Genomic DNA, 20365 nt, shown 5'->3' on the forward strand with positions numbered 1-20365 from the left:
TAAAGACCGCGACTGACCCTGGCTGAATATACGCCTGGATGGCCGTTTCCTGCAAACGATGCTGAGGGGGTTACGTGTTTCCTTTACGAGATCTTGTGAGAAGACTCTCGTAGGAAGGATTTCCCGCGTAGGGGTAGAAAAAAGTAGGTGTAGATGAGACCGGAGATGATGTAGCCGATGAAGAACACAAAGCTCAGAAGCTTTGGTTCGGAGGCGACGAGCACGAAGATGAGCAGTGCTGTCACCGTGGCGCTGAAGCGGTGTGCGCGAATGACCTCGGCGTCCTTGAAGGAAGCGTAACGGACATTGCTGACCATGAGAATGGAGACCAGAAAAGCGAGCCCAAGCGTGATGCCGGGCACCATGCCGGCCATGGATTCAGGGATGTAGGAAGAAAAGAGGACAAACGTGGCCAAGGTGCAGGCCGCCGCCGGAATGGGCAGGCCGATGAAGAATTTCTTGCTGATCTTGCCCGTCTGGATGTTGAAGCGGGCCAGCCTGAGCGAGCCGCAAGCCATGACCAGAAAGGAGGCCATCATGCCCAGGCGGCCGAACTCGAAAGTGTTCCACTGGTGGATCATGATGGCCGGACCGACGCCGAAAGCGACGAGATCGACCAGCGAATCCAGCTGAACACCGAAATCGGATGCCGAATTGGTCAGCCGAGCCAGTTTTCCATCCAGTCCGTCAAAGACGCAGCTGACGATAATGGCCACGGCAGCCATCTCGAAACGCCCGTCGATGGACCACAGAATACCCAGGAAGCCAGTCAGCAGACTGGCCATGGTCATCATGTTGGGGAGCAGATAGTATCCCCGATGTTTGGGTTTCAAGTGTTCCATTACGGTCCTGAATAAAGCTCTTTTTTATTTCTTGCGGGCCAGGATCGACTGTCCTGCAAAAACCTTGTCACCAATACGAACACTTGGTTCATACTCGGCAGGCAGGTAAAGGTCAACTCTGGATCCGAACTTGATCAGTCCGAAACGCTGGCCACGGCTCAGGGCGTCGCCCTCCTCCCCCCAGCAGATGATACGCCGCGCGATGAGCCCTGCGATCTGGACCATGGTCCAGCTGCGGCCATCCCCGTCCTCGATCAGGAGCGAGTTGCGCTCGTTGTCGGTGGAGGCCTTGTCGAAGGAGGCGTTGAGGAATTTCCCGCCGAAATAGGAGATGCGCGCAATGCGACCGGCCACGGGCATGCGGTTCACGTGCACGTTGAAGACGTTCATGAACACGCAGACGGCGGTACGGTCCTCGCCGGTCATGGGATCGCGCATGGTCTCGACCTTGATGACCTTGCCGTCGGCCGGAGACACGGCAATACCCGGCTCCTGTGGAACCACACGCTCCGGATCGCGGAAGAAGTTCAGCACCAGGAAGAGGACCACGAGCAGGACGGTCGCCATGAACCAGCAGTCAAGCAGGGCGAAGGTCAGGGTGGCGATGGCCGTAAAGAATACAAAGGGCAGGCCTTCAAGAGAGAGGCCGATCGAGGGCTTGTACATGAAAACTCCTGATCAATTGATAAGCAAGGGCCTGACTACTCGCGGGGGATGAGAGTTTCAAGCCAAATTTTCCCCGGTCATTTTCCCGGCCGTGGACCTGAATACAGTTTTTTCCATTCATCAAGAAAGAGAATGGCTGTCTCCAGACGGTCCAGACGGCCTTCCCGGCCGCGCAGGGTACAGACCAGATCCTCGAAACTCACCGTTGGGGCAAGGTTCAATCCGGCCAGAAGGGCTTCCACTTCCGAGCGCAGATGCGGAGCGATTTGAGCCCGCCAATCATCTGGCGGGATCTCCTTTACGTGCATGAATTTTGCCGCGTGCCGCAACAGGGTCTGCATGCGGTGCGCGTAGGTGTGCTCGGCCAGCACCCTGGCCCTGCCCCTGGCCGCGACCTCGGACCTGGCCTCGGGATGGGCCAGGTAGTACGCGATGCTTTGCAGCAGTTCGGGCATGTCCGAAAAAAGGGCCAATTCCCCTTCTGCGAAAAGCTCGGGCAAGAGCCCGCGCCGGTCCACCAGCTGAAAAGCGCCACAGGCCGCAAGCTCGAAGGTGCGGGGATTGACGAAATCCCCATCCCCCACCAATACGCCCGGCCTGACGGAAGAATGCAGGTTCACGTTGATGGTCGTGGCGTTGAAGATACGCACCACTTCCTCGGTCTCTATGCGCGCCCCGTCCCGCTGCAGATAGGGGGCAAGGGTCGTCTCTCCGTCCCAGTCGTTGCCCCAGATGCGCAGGCCATGGCCGGCCAGTTGCCGAAAAGCCAGGCGCCGGTTGGGGTAGCCCGCGCCCACAAAGGAAATTTCGCTGCCGCACTTGCGCCGTTCAACGGCTGACAACTCCAACGGCCGGTGCACGAACGGATCCGCCGCCAGAGGCAGATAGAATGAGTCCCGCTGCCCCAACGCCGCCAGCTGTTCCGCGAAATCTCCCTTCTGGATGACCGCGAACAGGTCGTAATAGGGGGCAAAGGCCTTCCAGTACGGAAAGACCTCGCGGTCTTCCACGAACCACATGGCTGTCGGCACCTTGTCTCGCCGGAGACGTTTGAGGGCCTGCCGGGACAAGGGAGCCTGCGCCATGGCCAGAACCAGGTCGGGGCAGAATGTTTCGACCTTGGCCAGGATGGCCTGGGACACGACCTGCAGGAAGCTGTTTTCCAAATAATCAAGACGGTCCGTGCCCACGCGCAAGGTCTTCAGCGCCGAAAAGGCTCCAAAAAAATCCGGAGCCTCGAAATATTCTACCACGTGCCCAAGCTCTCGCAGCGCGTTCCCGCAGTAGCGTCCGATAGGCAGGGAGCCTCCGTACATGGGTAAAACAACCAGAATTCGCCGTGTCTCAGTCATGGGCCCTTCCTCGCAGTGTTTGGGGCAGCATCCAGTCGCGCTCCAGAATCCAGTTTTCCTCCGGCAGAAATTCCCCTCCCTCCGGCATGGGCACGCCGGCATAGGCGGCGGCCATCGCCCTGAAGGCCTTTCGCCGCTCTGCTCCGGGGTCCGTACCGGCGACGGCGGCAAAGGTCAGGCCCAGCTCGTCGAAGCCGCTGCTCATGACCGCGCACCCCGGCGCAAGCTCCCGGAACGTGTGGCCGCTGACATGGCGCAGCACGGACGGGTCGCCGAAAACCCGGCGACAGGCAACGTCATGCGGGCAGGGCGTGGTTTCCAGACAGGGCGCGCACTCTCTTGTGGCCTGCAGGACCAGGTGCCCCCGGCCATAGGGCCCGGTCTCGTGACACCAGGCTGAAGAAAGAAAAAAAGCCAGCACCGGCACGCCCAGATGGGCAGCCAGATGCATGGTTCCGGTATCCGGGCTGACGAGCAGATCGAGCCCGCCCACGGTGTCATGAAGCTCTTGCCAGCCGGTGCGGCCGACCAGGTCGCGGACCTCGCTCCGGAGCGAAGCGGGCAGCAGGGCCGTGAGTTCCTTGGCGGCCCGCCGCTCCCCGCCGGAGCCGAGCAAATGGATGGGGCCGTGACCCACGCGCCCGGCCGCGGCCTGGACAAGCGGAGCCAGCATCCCGGCAGGCAGGGACCTGCGGGCGTTCTGCCCGGCCATGACCACCCCAATGCCGCCGCCGCGCGGGACCGCATCGGGATTGAGCAGCTCGGGCAGAACCGGCTGCTCGGCATAAAGCCCCCACACGTCGACCAGGTTGAGGCCGGTCAGGGCGCGGACTCTGGTCCAGCGCATGATCTGCCCGGGCCAGGAATCGATCAGCCGCTGCCCCCGATGAGAACGGTAGCCCCGGACCGAGGAACACGGAAACATCCCGGCCAGGGCGAAACTCGGCCCGGAAAAATTGAGGTTGTAGATGCGGTGGAAATCGAGGTCCATGATACCGCCCAGATCCTCGTGCACCCGCGCCAGAATATCCGGGCCGTGAACCCCGTGGGCGGCAATGCCGTGCACCTGGACCCCCGGATAGACGATCCGGGCCAGGGACTTAAGCGAATCGTCCACCAACAGGTGCGCCTCGCCTTCGCCCTGCAGGGAGCGCAGCAGACGCTTGGTCTGGAGCAGGTCGCCGAACCGGGCCAGCTGGATGACCAGATATTTGAGGGAGGATTTGCAACGCATGTCGGAATCGCAGGAATTCATGCCCCTTCATCCGGCAAAAAACCGGAAAAGTCCAGAACTCCCCGGATTATCAGACCTCTCGCCCGGCAGGACCGGACTGGACGGAAAGCGGGGGGCCTGACGTCTTGGACAAGCAGGACTCGCTCTGCTAGACGACAGGCATGCGTTATTATCCTCTGCTTTTGGATCTGACAGGCATGCATTGCCTGGTCATCGGCGCGGGCGAAGTCGGCCGGCGCAAGATCGAGGGACTGCTGCAATGCGCCCCGGCGCTGGTCACCGCCATCGACCCCGCGCCGCCAAGCCCGGAACTGACCGAGCTTCTTGCAAGGCAGGACAACTTCTCGTATGAACAGCGGCCCTTCGCCGAAACGGACCTGGCCCGGGCGCGGCTGGTTTTTGCCTGCACCAGCGACCGCGCCGTGAACGCCGCAATCGGCCGGATCTGCATGGAGCGAGGCATACTGTGCAACATGACCGATGCCCCCGGGCATGGCAGTTTCGTGCTCCCGGCCAGCATCACCCGCGGCGATCTGACCATCTCCATTTCCACCAGCGGAGCCAGCCCGGCCCTGGCACGGGTCATCCGCCGGGATCTGGAGAAACGATACGGGCCGGAATACGAGACCATGACCCGTCTTCTGGCTGACATCAGGACCGCGCTGCTGGCCCTGGGTCGAAGCAGCGACGAGAACAGGGAGATCTTCCGCCGGCTGGCCGCCTCCGCCCTGCCGGACCTGATCAAGAACACCGATCGGCACGCCTGCCTGGAACTGCTCCGGAACGTGCTTCCCACTGACCTGCATACAAGAATCGGAGAATGGTGTGATGACTGCTTCCCGACTTTTTGAACTGATCATAGCACTGCTCTACCTGTCCGGGTCGGTTTCATACCCCCTGGGCCTGGTCCTGCGCCGCGCGTTCCTCAAACGCATCGCGGCCTGGACATCCGCGCTGGCCTTTGGCCTGCATACCGTGGACCTGGGCCTGCGTTTTATGGAGCTCGGGGCCGCCAATCTGCAGCACGGCCAGTTCTACATGAGCCTCATGGCCTGGTTTTTCGTACTCATCTTTTTTGTCCTGTGGTGGCGTCTCAAGCACGACTTTCTGTCCATGATCACCGCGCCGCTGGCGCTGGTCCTCTTTTCCTCTTCCCTGGCAGTGCGCACCCAGGTCCTGGCCGTGCCCGAGCATTTCAGCGTGCTGTGGTTCAGCCTGCATGTCGGCACCATCTTCGTCTCGCTCGCGCTCATCGCCATGGCCTTCGGCGCCGGGGTGGCCTATCTGCACCTGGAAAGACTGATCAAGACCAAGGCCAAGCTGCCCGGGTTCTCCAAGGAACTGCCCTCCCTGGAGACCTTCGACAGAGCCAATCACTGGGCGGTGAGCATCGGGTTTCCGCTTTACACCATTAGCTTGCTTGCCGGATTTCTGTGGGCATCCTTCACCTGGAAGAAAGTCATCAGCTGGGACCCAAAGGAGCTGATCTCCATCGTCATCTGGGTTCTTTTCGCCCTGCTCTTCCATCAACGCATGGCCCTGGGCTGGAGAGGCCGCAAACCGGCACGGACGGCAATAATCCTTTTCATTCTTTGTCTTGTCTCCCTGGTCGGGGTCAACTTTCTGTTGCCCTCACACCATAGCTTCAGACAGTAATCTCTAGACATCACCAATCCATGAATCAGGAAATCTATCTCGTTGGTTTGAATCACAAGACCGCCGGTGTCGACATCAGGGAACGCTTTGCGCTGACCGATTGCGACCCTGCCGCCACCGGTCTGGTCAGCGAAGCCGGGGCCGTGAACGAAGCCATGATCCTCTCGACCTGCAACCGCGTCGAATTTCTGGTTGTCGGAGCGGAAGTGGCGGACATGCGCGCAAGAATCCTGCGCTTTTGGGCCGACCAGTGCGGACAGCCCGCCAGCGATCTGGAAGGCCACACCTACTGTCATGTCGGAGACGATGCCGTAAGCCACCTCTTCACCGTGGCCTCAAGCCTCGATTCCATGATCCTGGGCGAACCCCAGATTCTGGGTCAGCTCAAGACGGCTTACCGCAACGCCGTGGAAAAAGGTGCGGCCAGGGTCATCGTCAACCGTCTGCTGCACAAGGCTTTTTCCGTGGCCAAAAGGGTCCGCACCGAGACGGCCATCGCCTCCAGTGCGGTATCAATCAGCTATGCGGCCGTGGAACTTGCGCGCAAGATCTTCACCGACCTGACCAACCACCGCGCCCTCTTGATCGGCGCGGGGGAAATGGCCGAACTGGCAGCGACGCACCTTCTTTCCTCCGGCGTGCGCGACATCACCGTGGTCAACCGCACCCTGGCCAAGGGCGAGGAACTGGCCAGGCAGTTCAAGGGCCGCGCCATGCCCTTCGAGGAACTGCATCAGGCGCTCCTTGAAACGGACATCGTCATCAGCTCCACGGGTTCGCCCACGGCCATCATCCGCGCCAAGGACATGAAGGAAGTGCTGCGCAAACGCCGCCACAAACCGATCTTCTTCATCGACATCGCCGTGCCGCGAGACATCGACCCCGACATCAACGGGCTCGACAACGTCTATCTCTACGACATCGACGACCTCAAAGAGGTGGTCGAAGAAAACCTGGCCGGAAGACAGCAGGAAGCGCAGAAGGCCAGAACCATAGTCGCCGAGGAAGTGGGCGCCTTCATGCGCTGGCGCGACGGACTGGCCCTGCAGCCGACCATCGTAGCGCTGCTGGACCAGGGTGAATGCATTGCACGCAAGGAGCTCAGGAAATCCATCAAACAGCTCGGACCCAACCCGGATCCGCAGATGGTCGCCATCCTTGAGCGACTGGCCAAATCCCTGTGTCACAAGATCTACCACGAGCCCATAAGCTACCTCAAACGCCGTTCCCTGGAAGAAGGGTCGGCCCAGCGGTTCATCCACAATGCCCGCCGGATGTTCAATCTGGACGAGGAAGCCATCCCCGAAGACGCCCATCTGGACCGAAAAGTCCCGACCGGCAGCAAATAACGGAGAATCCCATGCGCGCCTTTGTCATCGATGAAATCACCCCCGAAGACATGGAAAAGCTCGAAAACTGGCTCAAGGAACAGGAGCTATTGAGCATCGAGCACCTGTTCCACTTCAACCTGCCGCCTGCGCTCCTTTCGCCCGTGCAGCAGGAACACGCCCCCGAATGCGGACCGTTCTACATGGCCGTCGAGACTGGCCGCGACTGGGTCCGGCTCGAACTCCTGGTCCGGGCCAAACGCATCCTGCGCTGCGCGTGCATCGCCTACGCCACTCCCGAGCAGCAGGAGCACATGATCACCTACCTGGAAAACCTGCTCAAAGACCTGAATATCCCCCTCTGATCCCAAAGCCCATGAGACTTCAGGACCTCCCTCGACACATGGCCCGGCGTTGCCTCGGCATCCCGCGCTTTTGCCGGGAGGTCCTGGGAGTTGAGCTTCGCGGCGCACGCCTGGTGGTCGCCTACTCCGCAGGCCTTGACTCCACGGCCCTGCTGCACATGCTCCACCTGCTGCGCACGCCGTTGAACCTGACCATCGTCGCCGCCCATGCCCACCACGGCCTCAGGCCCGAATCGGACCAGGAACTGGAGCATGCCCAGGCAGTCTGCTCAGGGCTCGATATTCCCTTGCGCACCACAAGGCTCGACGTACCTGCGCTCAAGGCCGCGTCGGGACGAGGCCTTGAGGAATGCGCCCGTCAGGCGCGCTACGCCTTTCTGGATTCCGTGCGCCGCGAGCATCAAGCGGACTGGATCGTCACCGCCCATCATGGCGACGATCTGGCCGAAGACATCGTCATGCGCCTGCTGCGAGGCACTGGCTGGCCCGGATTGGGCGGCATGCCGGGGATAGATCCGTGTCGAAGCCTGCTGCGGCCACTGCTGGGCTTGGAAAAAAGCGAGTTGCGCGCCTTCTTGGAAGAGACCGGGACAGGCTGGTGCGAAGACATGTCCAATACCTCGACGGATCGCACCCGCAACCGTATCCGACACGATATCCTGCCACTCCTGCGCCGCGAAAATCCCTCGTTTTTCAGGACCTCCATGCAACTCTGGACCCTCGCCCGGATCGATGAGGAATACTGGAGCCAACAATTGCCGGACCTGCCCGCTCCGGAACGGGATTTCATGCTGGATCAGACAATGCTTGAGGCGCATCAGGCCATGCGACTTCGCCTTTACAAGGCCATCCTTGACTCCATGGGGCCAGGGCAGGCGCTGGCGGACCATCTTTTGCTCCTCGACAAGGCCTGGATGCGCAAAAATTGTGGAAGGACCATCCAGTTTCCAGGCGACAAGATCGCCTCGGTGGAACCCGCGGGCATCCGCTTTCATTTCCAGAAACGCACTCCGTAAAATCCGGATTTTCCGCAAAGAGCCCTGCCATTATCCAGCAGGTCCGGTTCCACGGCCGTATTTATCGCCAACATGCCGGAATGAAAAAGCTGGAGCAACCTCTTTGCATGTTTCGCCCGATAAATCCCCATCCGTATTTGGTCCGGGAAAACTGGAACAGGTCCTCAGGCAGGCAGGTTGATTTCCGAAACGACACTGACACACAGGGTTGTCAAAAATACGAATTACTTGGTATATAACTTGCTTCAAAACTACATAGAAGTATGTAGTTCAGGTTCACGGAGCCTGACTTTGCAGTAAAGACGAGGTGTGTATGAGAGTCAGCAAGAAGAGCGATAATCGGGAAAAAGATCGAATTCCGCACAAGGCCGTCATCCGTTTTTGCGCCGGAGAGCAGGAGGAATGCCGGATTGCCAAAATGATAAATTACAGCAGCACCGGCATGTACCTGGAACTGAACTACCCGCCACCGAAACTTGGCGCCAATCTGCTCATCGAAGTATTGACGGATGAAGAACTCCAGAACCCCGTGGCTGAATATCAAAATCCGAAGACATGCTATTACGCGAAGGTCATATGGAAAAAAAACCTGCCCGATTCAAACGCCGAATACGGAGTAGGTTTGCGCTATCTGTCTTCTGCCACAACGGAAAGCTGACCGTAGGCGGCATTTTTCATGGCCCTTTGCAGGGCCATTTTCATTTGCGCGCGGCCAGTTCCGCCTTGCGTCTCGTCAGATCCTCGAAAACCGCCATGGCCGCCGTAGCGCCCTCGCTGACGGCCGTGACGATCTGCTGCACTCCCCCAGTGATGTCTCCGGCCGCATAGATGCGTGGAATGCTGGTCCGCCCCTGCCTGTCGACACGGATATAGCCGCCCGGCTCCTGGGCCAGGCCCAGATGGGATACGGCCTGTACGTTGGGCACGATGCCGATGGCCAGAAAAAGCCCGTCCACAGAGACACGCTCTGTTTCACCGGTTTTTACATGTTTTACGCTTATGAACGTGAGCGCCTCTTTTCCTCCGATCTCCTCGACAACGCTGTTCCAACGCACGGGAATCTCTTCCCTGAGCACTGAATCGACAAGGTGCTGTTCGGCCCGGAAGCTGTCGCGGCGATGCACGATGAACACGTCCACCCCCAGATTCTTCAAGTGCAGGGCGTCGGTCAGGGCAGTATTTCCGCCTCCGACCACGGCAACCTTCTTGCCCTTGAACATGAATCCGTCGCAAGAGGCGCAAAACGACACGCCTTTGCTCATGAAACGTTCCTCGCCGGGAACTTCGAGCTTTTTCCAGGTCGCCCCCGCCGCGTAGATGACGGCATCCGCCAGAAAAATCCGGTCCTGGGTCAAGACCTCGATATCCCGGGCAACCTTGATCTCTTCCACCGTCTGGCCTGTGATCACATCCACGTACTGCTTGGCCTGTTCGTGAATCATGTCCATGAGCATCTTGCCGCCGATGTTGATAAAACCGGGATAGTTCTCCACTTCCGGAGTGATGCTGACCAGCCCGCCGACAATGCCTTTTTCCAACACCACGGCGTCAAGACCGGCGCGCTTGGCGTAGATTCCGGCCGTAAGCCCCGCTGGCCCCGAGCCGATGATGACGACATCGTGCCGGCTCACGTCCGCCGCATCCATGACACCCCTTTCCTCCGCCATGTCCTTGGCCGCCTTGAGGGTGAGGAGTTGGACGACGAAAGCCAGTTCAGCCTCCATGCCCACGGTGGACAGCTTGTCGTCGTAAACCGTGTGCGGAATGGAGCCCACGGAATACTCCTCGGCATATTCGGGGTTCTCACCGGTCTCGATGCATTCGACACTGACCAAAAGCGGTTTCTCGACGGCCGCCTTGATGGCGTTGACGCACTGCCCGGGACAATAAGGGCAGGTCGGACTGACAAAAACCTTGACCTGACGAGGCTCCTGCAATTCCTGCAGCAGTTCCCTGCTGCGCTCGGACAGGAAGCTCTTGCCCGTGGAGACCATCATCAGGGCATGCAAAAAGGCCTGCCCTTCCTCGCCGGCCGGGGCTCCTGTGAAGCGAATGGAATATTTTTCGGGCGCTATGAGCAGCGTCGGGAAACGCTCCACTGCATATTTGCTGTTGGCCGCTTCATCTTGCGAATGCACGCTTAAAGTGACCTTGTCGGTGAGGCGAACGAGATCCTTCATGAGATTTTGCGCAAAGTCCGCATAGGCATCGTTCTGACCGGGCTTCACGAACAGGTGCACCGGCACCACTTCCTTGAAATCTTTCAGATAGGAGGACAGGGCCTTGCGCTGATCCTCGGGCAGAAACCAGTCGTTATTTTTATTGGGTTTGGTCATGAGAGCCTCCGGAGATAGAGTAACGAGTATTGCGAACTGTTTCTCTAACGTCTTCCGGACATTTGTCAAAGCGCTGTCGGTGGTTGCAACGAAACGTCACGAAAGAATAGATTCAGGGAGACGGCAGTCAACGCGGAACAAAGGCCATGAGGGAAGTGATAAAGCATCAAGACCGGGGGGGAAGGACCGAGGCATAGGCCCGCAGATACGCAGCGTGCATCAAGGATGCATCATAGGCCGCAACATCCCGGTTCCCTGCCGAAGCGAGTTGTTCGCCCAAGGCGGGATTTTCGAGCAGGCGCTTGATTTGCAGCGCAAGGGATGACGGTTCGCCATTGGTGAAGACAAGCCCGTTGACACCGTCGCGGACCAACTCAAGATTGGCGGGAAGATCGGAACAGATCACGGGCACGCCCGAAGCCCATCCCTCCTTGACGACCCCGCTTGACCCCTCGCCATGAGCCGAGGGCACGATCAATATGTCGAGGCTGGGGAGAACCTGGACGCTCTCGATATGACCTTTCCACACGATTCGGTCTGAAAGGCCCAAACTTTCGGCCTGACGCGCAAGGTCGGCCTTCAAGGCTCCGTCTCCGATCACCCAGACCTCAGGCACATGCGCAAGGAGCGAGAGAGCCTGAAAAAACTGGGCATGCCCCTTCTGCGGGGAAAGGGCGCCGATGAGTCCCACCCGCCCCCGGTTCCCGGGCTTCCTGCGGGAATACCTGTCGAGCACGATGGCGCTTGGAATGACCGCGGTGCGGGAAACTCCAGCGCGGCGAACCACATCCTCAACTTCCCGGCTGACACAAGCCACCAAGGCCCCAAGCCGGTATTTCCAGCGGCTCCAGCCTTGGCCCAGGGCATAGGATACCCTCCGGGAATGGATCAGGGTCAGGTCCCGCCTGCAGAGATGCGCCAAGGCCCCAAGCGAGGCGGCGCGGGAATCGTGGGTGTGAAGGATATGGGGAGAGGAAGGAAGCAAACCAAGCAGCGCGGCCAGATTCAGGGGATGATAATCACGCCTGCGGGGCAGCGGCGCAATCGCCAGCCCAAGCTCAAGGGCCGCATCAAGAATGGGCGCGCCCTTGGGCGCGGCCACGCACACACACATCCCGGCCTTATGCTGCTCCGCGGCAAGATATATGACCTGACGCTGACCACCACGATATTCACATCCAAGATCCAGATGCGTCACTCCCGCGGCCCCCGGCAACGCCTTCTTTCTGTCCGCCATCTGAATTCTCACGCCCGCCGCAGCGGCTGACCATGGGCCTTGCGGTCCGCCACCAGCAGTTCACGCAGACGCAGACTGACCGGACCGGGAACACCGTCGCCCACGACACGGTCATTGTAACGGACCACGCCGACCGCATCTATGCTCGTCCCCAGAAGAATGATCTCGCGGCAGTCATAAAGCTCGGACTCGGGCACGGGACGTGTGGCGACCTGCATGAATCCCGCGGCCAGGCTCATGGCCCGCTTCAGGGTCGTGCCCATGAGGGCGTTCTTGAGTTCAGGCACGACGAAAACCCCGTCCCGGTCCACCAGCACCGCATTCTCCGTGGAGCCTTCGGCCAGAAAACCCTCCCCGTCGAAACAGAGAGGATAGTCGGCGCCCTGTTCCACGGCGTCCTTTTTCATGAGCACGTTGGGCAGATAGTTCACGCTCTTGATCTGGGACATCCAGCCCTGTTTGGCCGGAATGCGCGTGCGCACGGCACTGACCCCGACGGTCCAGAAGGATTCGAGCTTGCGGACGATGCGCTTGGCCACGATATAAAGGCTCTGGTGCGGGCATTCGCGGGTGTCCAGGGTGAATCCGCCAGGACCGCGCCCCACAAAAACCATGACGTTGCCTTCGTTTGCGCCGCTGACCAGGCAGACCTGCCGGATCAGGTCGTCCAGCTCTGCAGTGCTGATCGGCAACGCAAGCCCGATGGCCCCGGCGGAACGTTCCAGACGCAGCAGATGTTCGCCCAGTTGATAAATGGCTCCGTCCTCAAAACGCAGCGCCTCGAATACGCCGTCACCGCGATGCACGAGGTGGTCATCAAGAGGTATGAGCATGAGGCGCGGATTGGTGAAAATCGCCCCCAGCCGATGATCGTAGAATGCCAGAAAATTCTCTTCGCCGGGACGCGGGAGAGCCAGCAAGCGTTCCCAAAAGAACTGCTCATTTCCGATTTCAGCCATATTACCCTCCATGGCGGCAAGCCGCACCTCATCGCACTGCACTCGCAAAACACGCCCCAAGCCGTTGTCAGGTTCGGGGCGTGCGGAGAACTGGAAGCGTGTCGAGTTTACGAAATGCGCAAAAGGCCGCGTTCCAGAAGCACCTCAGCGATCTGTACGGCGTTCAGGGCCGCGCCCTTGCGAATATTGTCGGCCACGATGAACATGTTCAGCCCATTCTCGATGCTCTCGTCTTCACGGATGCGGCCCACGAAAGTTTCGTCCTCTCCTGCTGCAAAAACGGGCATCGGGTAGATCTTCTCACTCGGGTTATCAAGAACGCGAACACCCGGAGCCTGGGCCAGGATGGCGCGGGCCTCCTTGGAGGTCAGCTTCTTCTCGGTCTCGATGTTCACGCTTTCGCTGTGCCCGTAGAAGACCGGCACGCGTACCGCGGTAGCGGTGACACGGATGGAATCGTCGCCCATGATCTTCTTGGTCTCAAGGACCATCTTCATCTCTTCCTTGGTGTACTCGTTATCCAGGAAGACATCGATCTGCGGCAGACAGTTGAAGGCGATGCGGTGCGGGTATACCGAGTTGGTGGTTTCCTGGCCGTTGAAAAGCTGGCGCACCTGGCTTTCCAGTTCGACGATGGCCTTCTGGCCGGTACCGGAAACAGCCTGATAGGTGGAGACCACGACACGCTTGATGCGGGCCGCGTCATGCAGGGGTTTCAAGGCCACGACCATCTGGATGGTCGAGCAGTTGGGGTTGGCGATAATGCCCTTGTGCCATGCGAGATCGTCCGGGTTGACCTCGGGCACGACCAGCGGAACTGCCGGGTCCATGCGCCAGGCGCTGGAGTTGTCGACTACGACGCATCCGGCCTTGACCGCGCAGGGCGCAAACTTTTCGGATGTGGATCCGCCGGCGGAAAAAAGGGCCAGATCAACACCGACAAAGGAATCTTCGGTCAATTCCTGCACCGTCAGTTTTTTCGTACCGAATTCAACCTTGGTACCCGCGGAGCGCGAAGAGGCAAGAGCCCGCACTTCCGAATGGGGAAAATTCCGGCGAACCAAAGTATCGAGCATCTCTCTGCCAACGGCGCCAGTCGCACCAACCACCGCCACTACGGGGATCTTCTTCATCATCGCCTCCAAAATATGTTACTTCAGCCCATCCCTGCGCAAAAAATCCTTCCAGATGTCAAGACAGGTGTCGGCTTTGTTAAGGGTGTAGAGATGCACTCCAGGGGCTCCCCGGTCAAGCAGATTTCGGATCTGGCTCTTGGCGTAGCCCAGCCCCAGCCCCCGTACCCCGCTCTCTCCGTAGACCTTGTGCACGTGTTCCAGATCGCTCATGAACCCTTCGGGCACGGAGGCTCCGCAAAAGGTGAGCATCCGCTTCAGGGCCCCAAGGTTCTGGACCGGCAGGATGCCCGGAATGATGGGCACGTCGATTCCCACCGCCCTGGCCCGGGCAACGAAATCGAAATATGCGTCATTGTCGAAAAAAAGCTGCGTGATGATGAAGTCCGCCCCGCAGGCCACCTTGTGCCGCAGGCGCTCGAGGTCGTCATCCATGCTCGCGGCCTCGGGGTGCTTTTCGGGGTACCCGGCCACGCCGATGGACAACTCTGAAAAATCCTGCCGGATGAAGGAGACAAGATCGCTGCCGTGCTGAAACTCCTCGCTGTCCGGAGTGAAGGTGCTCTCGCCGCGAGGAGGATCGCCGCGCAGGGCGAGGACGTTCTTCACGTCGGCCTGGACGAGTCCGGCCAGAAAGGATCCAAGACGCGCCCTGTCCGCGCCGACACAGGTCAGGTGCGCCAGCGGCTCAAGGCCGTATTCCTGTTTCATGCGGGCCACGATCTCAAGCGTGTTGTGCTGGGTGCTGCCGCCCGCGCCGTAAGTCACGGAGCAAAACAGAGGGCCAAGGTCACGCAACTGGCGCACGACGTCAAAAAAACCGGGCCACTGCGCCCGGTCCTTGGGTGGAAAGAACTCCAGCGACAGGAATGGTTCCTGCCGCTGGAGCAACTGAGCAATACGCACGAAAAACTCCCTGAACTTAGGCTACTGTGTCGGCGATGGAGAAGATGGGCAGGTACATGCTGATGACCAGTCCACCAACGACAACACCCAGGAAAACGATCATGATGGGCTCGATGAGGGAGGTCAGGGCGTCAACGGCCACATCGACCTCGTCATCGTAGAAGTCCGCGATTTTCGAGAGCATGGAGTCAAGGGCGCCCGTGGTCTCGCCAATGGCAATCATGTGGATGACCATGGGCGGAAAGACTCCGGTATCTTCCAGAGGCTCGGCCAGGCTCTGGCCCTCGGCGATGGATTTCTTGGCTTCGAGCACGCCCTTCTCAACGGTCTTGTTGCCCGAAGTGCGCGAGACGATGTCCAGCGCGTTCAGTATCGGCACGCCGCTTGAAACCATGGTCGCCAGCGTCCGGCTGAACTTGGCCACGGCGGCCTTGCGCAGCAGGGGCCCGAAGACGGGCAGGAAAAGAACCCAGCGGTCGACGATAATCTGCCCTTTTTCCCATTTGTAAAAAAACTTGAAGCCCACGATAAAGGCTATGATGCCGGCCACAAGCAACATGAAATTGTTGATGACGAAGTTGCTCATGGAGATGACTACCTGGGTCGGCAGGGGCAGCGCGCCGCCTGCTTCCCGGAACATCTGCTCAAACGTCGGGATGACGAAGATGAGGATGACCGCGATGACCGCCACGGCCACGGTCACGACCACGCTCGGATAGATCATGGCGCCCTTGATCTTGGCTTTGAGTTTGGCGGCTTTTTCTATGTATTCTGCCAGACGCAGGAGTACCTGGTCCAGGATACCGCCAGTCTCACCGGCGTTGACCATGTTGGAATAGAGGGCGTCGAAAATGTCTGGATGCTTTTTGAGGCCCTCGTACAGGGAACTGCCGCCCTCGATGTCGTTTCTGACCGTGTAGAGTTTGCGGCGCAGCTTGGGGTTCTCGGTCTGCTCGCACATGATCTGCAGGGCCTGCAGAATGGGCACGCCTGCATTGATCATGGTGGCGAACTGCCGACTGAAGACGACCATGTCCCGATCGGACACACCGCCCTCAAGAAAGGTGCCCTCAAGGATGTCCTTGGGCTTTGGCTTGACCCGGACATTGCCATATCCCTTGCGCCTGAGGATATTTTCGGCAAATTCAAGACTTGGAGCGTCCAAATCCCCTTTAACCGATCTACCACCGCGTGTTTTGGCCTTATAGATGAAGACAGGCATGAACGTCCTCCAGAAGTTGGGTCGGGAAAATACGTAACCAATCGCTGCCGGGAATCCGATCGGGGCCTAGCGCGTTTGCAGGCATGCCGAAAGTTCGGACAGAATCTCCTCGTCAGCCGGCAAAAAAGAGTAACCCCGTGCTTCTTCACATGTGACCCAGGCCAGTTCCTGGCCTTCACGCGGCGTTGGTGCGCCTGAAAATTCCGTCACAAGATGAAAGAAGAGCCGAATTGCACCTGCCTTAACCTTTTTTTCCTTTACTTTCCAGAGGGAAAAAGCATCTATTGCAATGGATAATTCCTCTTCCAGTTCCCGCACAAGTGCCTGACCAAGCGTCTCATCGGCTTCGACCTTGCCGCCCGGAAATTCCCAGAATCCGGGCTCGGACATGGAAGCCGAGCGCCGCGCGGCCAGAAACCTGCCTTCGCGAACGATGATCCCGGCCACCACGTCAATGGCGTCGCTCGTCATGCATCCCTCTGGATTTCAAGCTCCTGCAGCTCCTTTTCCAGATAGGCCAGATCCGACATCAGCTCTTCAGCCCTGTTCTGCAAGGCCGCGAAACGCTGCCCCAGTTCCCGGGACAGGGGGACATCCTCATAGGTCGCCGGGTCGGCCAGCCGTGTCTCCACGGTTTCCTGCTCGACGAGATTGGCTTCAAGCTCCGCTTCGAGTTTCTCGTATTTTTTGCGCAGGGGCTTGAGCTGCTGATAAATTCTGTTGCGCATCTCGGCCTGCTCGCGCTTCTTGAGCTTCTGCTCGTTGCGCACCGCGCGGGTCATGTCGGGTTTTTCCAGTTCCTGGGCCTCGCGGGCCTTCTTTCGGGCGTGATATTCGTCAAAGCCGCACTGGTGCACTTCGATGCCGTCGGCATGCAGTTCCCAGATTTCGCTCACCACCTCGCTCAGGAGATAACGGTCATGGGCGACCACCAGCATGGTGCCCTGATACGCAGAGAGCGCGTCCATGAGGGCCTCGCGGCTCTCCATGTCAAGGTGGTTGGTCGGTTCGTCCAGAATGAGGAAATTGGCACGGCTGAGAAAAAGGGTGCTCAGCACCAGGCGGTTTTTTTCGCCGCCGCTCAGGTCCTCGACCTTCTTTTCCCAGTAGCGCTCGCCAAGCATGAACAGTCCCAGGGCGGACTTGAGCTGCAGGTCCGTGCACGACGGCGAGGCCAGCCGCTTGATCTCGGACATGACCGTGAAGGCCGGTCGCACGATGTCGGTCTGGTGCTGGCTGAAGTATCCGGTGACAATGCTCGAACCCATGTTGATGTGGCCCTGGCTGGGCTTGAGTTGACCGGTGATGAGCTTGATCAGGGTCGATTTGCCCTGGCCGTTGGGGCCGACCAGCCCAATTTTCTGACCACGGTAAATATTGAAGGACAGATCCGAAAACAGGACCGAATCCGGAAAGGAAAAGGACAAGTCCACGGCGGAAAGCACGGTCTGATTGCCCCGCTCGGGTTCGGGCCAGCTGAAGGACAGGGTGCGGGAGCGGGTCTCGGGGGTCAGGGTTTGAAGCTCGCTTTGCAGCTTGCCAATCTGGCCGAGCCTGCTCTGGGCCTGCTTGGCCTTGGTGGCCTTGGCTCGGAAACGGTCAACGAAGGCCTGTTTCTTACCGATCTCCGTACGGAGTTTTTCGGCCTGCCGCCGAACCTGATCATTGCGTTCGGCGTTCCATTCCAGAAACTGGGTAAAGTTGCCGTCGCGTAAAAAAGGCTTTTCTCCGCCGAGAAACAGGACCTTGTTTGCGACCCGGTCCAGAAAATAGCGATCGTGAGCCACGAAGACGAGAACGCCCTCGAAGTTCAGCACGTAAGATTCAAGCCACTCCACGGCTTCAAGGTCGAGATGGTTTGTCGGCTCGTCCAGGAAGAGAATATCGGCCCCGGCCACCAGCACCCGGGCCAGCTTGGCCCGTTCGCGCCAGCCGCCGCTCAGCTCTCCCACGGGGCGGGAAAAAACCGCTGGCGCAAACCCCAGGCCGGAAAGGATGGCGTGGGCCCTGTGCTCGGGATTGTACCCGTACTGATGCTCCAATTCCTCCTGCCGGTCGTGCAGCCGGATCAAGGCGGCCTCGTCGCCCTGATCCAGGGCGGCGCGCCACTGCGTCCAGAATTCCCCCCATGAGGGCAGCACCTCCAGCACAAAATCCTGCAGGGGTTTGACCAAATCGGCTGCGCCCAGTTCCTGGCGCACGAATCCGATCTGCGAACCTTTGGGCACGGTGACCTTGCCGGAGTCGGGCACGGTCTCCCCGGCCATTATCATGAGCAGCGTGGACTTGCCGCACCCGTTGGGACCAACCAGGGCAAGACGGGTCCCGGAATGGACCTCCATGGACAGGCCCATGAAGAGATCCACTCCGGAATATGCCTTGGAAACAGCTTGAACGGTAATCTTGGACATTATTCCGCTTCGAAGAAAATGGACATCTGGGTCATCAGCGATGTGACGGACTTGTTGAACATGTCTTCGGAGAAATCCGAGGCCACGAACTTGGTCTGCAGCATGAGGAACTCCTCCTGCTCTTCACCGAGCGGCGGGGTGATGGTCAGAGAAGCGCCGAGCAGGTCGCCGTTGATGATCAGAAGATCCATCAGGTCTTCCTTGCTGATCTCTTCGATGGAACCCAGGGACAGGGACACGGTCACCGTGGGCACATCGAGGGTGCCCTCGTTTGATTCCAGGGACAGAAAGCCGCTGGCGTCCTCGCCAAGTTCAAAACCCCAGATCGCGCCGTCTTCAGAAGCCGGAGAAACCAGTTCGCTCTCGGTCGCGGCCGTTTTGAGGACGGTTTCCATTTCCTTGGCAAATTTAATCAGATCCATATAAGCACCTCAACGTGTAAAAGTGTGATGCCGGCCCTTCAGGCGGCCAGCAGAAAATGTATCCCGGCAATCCAGCCCCGCTCTTCAAGCTCCGAGGCGATGCGCGCTCCGGCTCCCCTGCTTCCCACATATGACAGGAGAAATTCCCCCTGCGGAGCGCCCACTTCGTGCCATGAACGGACCGGACGGCCGCTGGCCCGCTGGCCGATCTTGGCCGGATCGACCTCCAGCCAGCAATCGATGACAATGCCGTGTTCCTCAAGCATCAGGGCCCGACGCCGGGTGATGCGCCCGCCGCCGATGATCGACACCCGTCCTATCCCCCTTGAATCAAGCCATCGGGCCAGATATGCGGCCTTGGTGCGATAGAATGCATCGGGATCGTAACGAGGGTCAGTGCGCGTGAGCCGGGAAGGCGGATCATTCCAGATCAGCACCTCCTGGGGGACCTTGTCCATGCGCACACCGGCGGCCATCAGACGCAGCAAAAACTCGTAATCTTCTGGAAACGGGCCGTCATAAAACGGGCCGCACCGGCTGACAAGCTCTTTGCGGAACATTATGCTCGGATTGGCATAAGGTGATTCCACAAAGCGTGACAGGGAAATTTCCTCTTCCGTCACCAGGGTGTTGGTCCAGTCCACATAGGCCTTGTAGCCCCGGCCGGTCTCGGGATCGCCGCCGAAAAGGACCCGCCCGCCGACCAGGCCCAGGTGGGAATGGCGGTCCAGGTGGGCTTTTTGCACAGCCAGGCGCCCCGGCAAACAGACATCGTCGCTGTCCATGCGGGCCACATACTCGCCCCGGCACTGCTCAAGGGCAAAATTCATGGCCTGCACCACGCCGCCGTGGGGGCGATCGAAAACGCGAATCCTGGAATCCCTGGCAGCGTATCGCCGAAGCAGGGCAAGGGTGTCGTCAAGGGATCCGTCGTTGACGGCCACGACCTCGAATTCCTCCCAGGTCTGAGCCAGCAGGCTGTCCAGGCAGGCCCCAAGGCCTTCCCCGGAATTGTAGCACGGCAACGCGACGGATATCACGCCCTGTCCCCCCTGGTGCAATGGCAATGGACACGGACCGCGCTCACGGCCGCAAATCGGACCCAGACAAAAGACATGAAATTTGCAAACCTCCCAAGCGACAATTTCGGACCGCCCTTGACAGCGCGCCCAGCGCTGACCAAAGCAGAAATCAGATTTCATATTTCCCGCGCAAGGTAAATCCGCCCGCGAGCCCCAAACCACGGAACCCCGTCAATGCCTTCAACGCCACCAAACGGC

General features: G+C 59.6%; 20 protein-coding genes. 6 read left to right on the forward strand and 14 right to left on the reverse strand.

Annotated elements, in window-relative coordinates; genetic code table 11:
* Positions 1–83: 83 nt before the first annotated feature.
* The 4 genes from pssA to CVU60_00120 all read right to left on the reverse strand — a co-directional run bounded on the left by pssA (position 84) and on the right by CVU60_00120 (position 4115).
* Positions 84–842, reverse strand: coding sequence for a CDP-diacylglycerol--serine O-phosphatidyltransferase (gene pssA / locus CVU60_00105; protein ID PKN43464.1), 759 nt, complete (start codon positions 840–842; stop codon positions 84–86).
* Between the two features lie 24 nt (positions 843–866).
* A complete protein-coding gene (locus tag CVU60_00110) occupies positions 867–1508 on the reverse strand; it encodes a phosphatidylserine decarboxylase family protein (GenBank protein PKN43465.1) in 642 nt (213 codons plus the stop codon).
* 77 nt (positions 1509–1585) lie between these two features.
* A complete protein-coding gene (locus CVU60_00115) occupies positions 1586–2860 on the reverse strand; it encodes a hypothetical protein (GenBank protein PKN43466.1) in 1275 nt (424 codons plus the stop codon).
* Positions 2853–4115 carry an ADP-heptose--LPS heptosyltransferase gene (locus CVU60_00120; GenBank protein PKN43467.1) on the reverse strand — a complete coding sequence of 421 codons (1263 nt, stop codon included), beginning with the start codon at positions 4113–4115 and terminating at the stop codon, positions 2853–2855. The genes CVU60_00115 and CVU60_00120 overlap by 8 nt, the downstream gene beginning before the upstream one ends.
* Before the next feature lie 140 nt (positions 4116–4255).
* On the opposite strand from CVU60_00120, the gene CVU60_00125 reads away from it, so the two are divergent.
* The 6 genes from CVU60_00125 to CVU60_00150 all read left to right on the forward strand — a co-directional run bounded on the left by CVU60_00125 (position 4256) and on the right by CVU60_00150 (position 9117).
* A complete protein-coding gene (locus tag CVU60_00125) occupies positions 4256–4945 on the forward strand; it encodes a siroheme synthase (protein PKN43468.1) in 690 nt (229 codons plus the stop codon).
* Positions 4923–5750 (forward strand): cytochrome C assembly protein, encoded by an 828-nt coding sequence (locus CVU60_00130; GenBank protein ID PKN43469.1) that lies wholly within the window; start codon positions 4923–4925, stop codon positions 5748–5750. The genes CVU60_00125 and CVU60_00130 overlap by 23 nt, the downstream gene beginning before the upstream one ends.
* 20 nt (positions 5751–5770) lie before the next feature.
* Positions 5771–7099, forward strand: coding sequence for a glutamyl-tRNA reductase (locus CVU60_00135; GenBank protein ID PKN43470.1), 1329 nt, complete (start codon positions 5771–5773; stop codon positions 7097–7099).
* A gap of 11 nt (positions 7100–7110) precedes the next feature.
* Positions 7111–7443 carry a hypothetical protein gene (locus CVU60_00140; GenBank protein PKN43471.1) on the forward strand — a complete coding sequence of 111 codons (333 nt, stop codon included), beginning with the start codon at positions 7111–7113 and terminating at the stop codon, positions 7441–7443.
* Between the two features lie 11 nt (positions 7444–7454).
* On the forward strand, positions 7455–8459 hold the full coding sequence (tilS, locus tag CVU60_00145) for a tRNA lysidine(34) synthetase TilS (protein PKN43472.1): 1005 nt from the start codon (positions 7455–7457) through the stop codon (positions 8457–8459).
* A gap of 313 nt (positions 8460–8772) precedes the next feature.
* Positions 8773–9117 (forward strand): hypothetical protein, encoded by a 345-nt coding sequence (locus CVU60_00150; protein ID PKN43473.1) that lies wholly within the window; start codon positions 8773–8775, stop codon positions 9115–9117.
* 40 nt (positions 9118–9157) lie between these two features.
* On the opposite strand, the gene CVU60_00155 is transcribed toward CVU60_00150, so the two are convergent.
* The 10 genes from CVU60_00155 to CVU60_00200 form a co-directional block, all read right to left on the reverse strand.
* The gene (locus CVU60_00155; protein PKN43474.1) at positions 9158–10795 is read right to left on the reverse strand and encodes a thioredoxin reductase; all 1638 of its coding nucleotides are present in this window, start codon (positions 10793–10795) and stop codon (positions 9158–9160) included.
* A gap of 166 nt (positions 10796–10961) precedes the next feature.
* Positions 10962–12032: a glycosyltransferase family 1 protein gene (locus CVU60_00160; protein ID PKN43475.1), complete on the reverse strand. Its 1071-nt coding sequence runs from the start codon at positions 12030–12032 to the stop codon at positions 10962–10964.
* An 8-nt stretch (positions 12033–12040) separates the two neighbouring features.
* Positions 12041–12991: a 4-amino-4-deoxychorismate lyase gene (locus CVU60_00165; protein ID PKN43476.1), complete on the reverse strand. Its 951-nt coding sequence runs from the start codon at positions 12989–12991 to the stop codon at positions 12041–12043.
* Positions 12992–13098: 107 nt separating this feature from the next.
* A complete protein-coding gene (locus tag CVU60_00170) occupies positions 13099–14127 on the reverse strand; it encodes an aspartate-semialdehyde dehydrogenase (protein ID PKN43477.1) in 1029 nt (342 codons plus the stop codon).
* A gap of 15 nt (positions 14128–14142) precedes the next feature.
* Positions 14143–15030, reverse strand: a complete 888-nt coding sequence (gene metF / locus CVU60_00175) for a methylenetetrahydrofolate reductase [NAD(P)H] (protein ID PKN43478.1) — start codon at positions 15028–15030, stop codon at positions 14143–14145.
* A 16-nt stretch (positions 15031–15046) separates the two neighbouring features.
* On the reverse strand, positions 15047–16252 hold the full coding sequence (locus tag CVU60_00180; GenBank protein PKN43479.1) for a pilus assembly protein PilC: 1206 nt from the start codon (positions 16250–16252) through the stop codon (positions 15047–15049).
* Between the two features lie 66 nt (positions 16253–16318).
* Positions 16319–16723, reverse strand: coding sequence for a hypothetical protein (locus CVU60_00185; GenBank protein PKN43480.1), 405 nt, complete (start codon positions 16721–16723; stop codon positions 16319–16321).
* Positions 16720–18663, reverse strand: a complete 1944-nt coding sequence (locus tag CVU60_00190; GenBank protein PKN43481.1) for an ABC transporter ATP-binding protein — start codon at positions 18661–18663, stop codon at positions 16720–16722. Before CVU60_00190 ends, CVU60_00185 begins: the two co-directional genes overlap by 4 nt.
* A complete protein-coding gene (locus tag CVU60_00195; protein PKN43482.1) occupies positions 18663–19085 on the reverse strand; it encodes a hypothetical protein in 423 nt (140 codons plus the stop codon). The genes CVU60_00190 and CVU60_00195 overlap by 1 nt, the downstream gene beginning before the upstream one ends.
* Before the next feature lie 38 nt (positions 19086–19123).
* Positions 19124–20287 carry a glycosyl transferase family 2 gene (locus CVU60_00200; GenBank protein PKN43483.1) on the reverse strand — a complete coding sequence of 388 codons (1164 nt, stop codon included), beginning with the start codon at positions 20285–20287 and terminating at the stop codon, positions 19124–19126.
* Positions 20288–20365: the final 78 nt, after the last annotated feature.

It is taken from the genome of Deltaproteobacteria bacterium HGW-Deltaproteobacteria-18 (genome assembly GCA_002841885.1).
GTDB lineage: Bacteria > Desulfobacterota > Desulfovibrionia > Desulfovibrionales > Desulfomicrobiaceae > Desulfomicrobium.

Excerpts from the sequence above, each read along its gene's own strand:
- pssA (PKN43464.1), bottom strand. The coding sequence starts at position 842 with ATGGAACACTTGAAACCCAAACATCGGGGATACTATCTGCTCCCCAAC.
- CVU60_00110 (PKN43465.1), bottom strand. The coding sequence starts at position 1,508 with ATGTACAAGCCCTCGATCGGCCTCTCTCTTGAAGGCCTGCCCTTTGTA.
- CVU60_00115 (PKN43466.1), bottom strand. The coding sequence starts at position 2,860 with ATGACTGAGACACGGCGAATTCTGGTTGTTTTACCCATGTACGGAGGC.
- CVU60_00120 (PKN43467.1), bottom strand. The coding sequence starts at position 4,115 with ATGAATTCCTGCGATTCCGACATGCGTTGCAAATCCTCCCTCAAATAT.
- CVU60_00125 (PKN43468.1), top strand. The coding sequence starts at position 4,256 with ATGCGTTATTATCCTCTGCTTTTGGATCTGACAGGCATGCATTGCCTG.
- CVU60_00130 (PKN43469.1), top strand. The coding sequence starts at position 4,923 with ATGACTGCTTCCCGACTTTTTGAACTGATCATAGCACTGCTCTACCTG.
- CVU60_00135 (PKN43470.1), top strand. The coding sequence starts at position 5,771 with ATGAATCAGGAAATCTATCTCGTTGGTTTGAATCACAAGACCGCCGGT.
- CVU60_00140 (PKN43471.1), top strand. The coding sequence starts at position 7,111 with ATGCGCGCCTTTGTCATCGATGAAATCACCCCCGAAGACATGGAAAAG.
- tilS (PKN43472.1), top strand. The coding sequence starts at position 7,455 with ATGAGACTTCAGGACCTCCCTCGACACATGGCCCGGCGTTGCCTCGGC.
- CVU60_00150 (PKN43473.1), top strand. The coding sequence starts at position 8,773 with ATGAGAGTCAGCAAGAAGAGCGATAATCGGGAAAAAGATCGAATTCCG.
- CVU60_00155 (PKN43474.1), bottom strand. The coding sequence starts at position 10,795 with ATGACCAAACCCAATAAAAATAACGACTGGTTTCTGCCCGAGGATCAG.
- CVU60_00160 (PKN43475.1), bottom strand. The coding sequence starts at position 12,032 with ATGGCGGACAGAAAGAAGGCGTTGCCGGGGGCCGCGGGAGTGACGCAT.
- CVU60_00165 (PKN43476.1), bottom strand. The coding sequence starts at position 12,991 with ATGGCTGAAATCGGAAATGAGCAGTTCTTTTGGGAACGCTTGCTGGCT.
- CVU60_00170 (PKN43477.1), bottom strand. The coding sequence starts at position 14,127 with ATGATGAAGAAGATCCCCGTAGTGGCGGTGGTTGGTGCGACTGGCGCC.
- CVU60_00180 (PKN43479.1), bottom strand. The coding sequence starts at position 16,252 with ATGCCTGTCTTCATCTATAAGGCCAAAACACGCGGTGGTAGATCGGTT.
- CVU60_00185 (PKN43480.1), bottom strand. The coding sequence starts at position 16,723 with ATGACGAGCGACGCCATTGACGTGGTGGCCGGGATCATCGTTCGCGAA.
- CVU60_00190 (PKN43481.1), bottom strand. The coding sequence starts at position 18,663 with ATGTCCAAGATTACCGTTCAAGCTGTTTCCAAGGCATATTCCGGAGTG.
- CVU60_00195 (PKN43482.1), bottom strand. The coding sequence starts at position 19,085 with ATGGATCTGATTAAATTTGCCAAGGAAATGGAAACCGTCCTCAAAACG.
- CVU60_00200 (PKN43483.1), bottom strand. The coding sequence starts at position 20,287 with ATGAAATCTGATTTCTGCTTTGGTCAGCGCTGGGCGCGCTGTCAAGGG.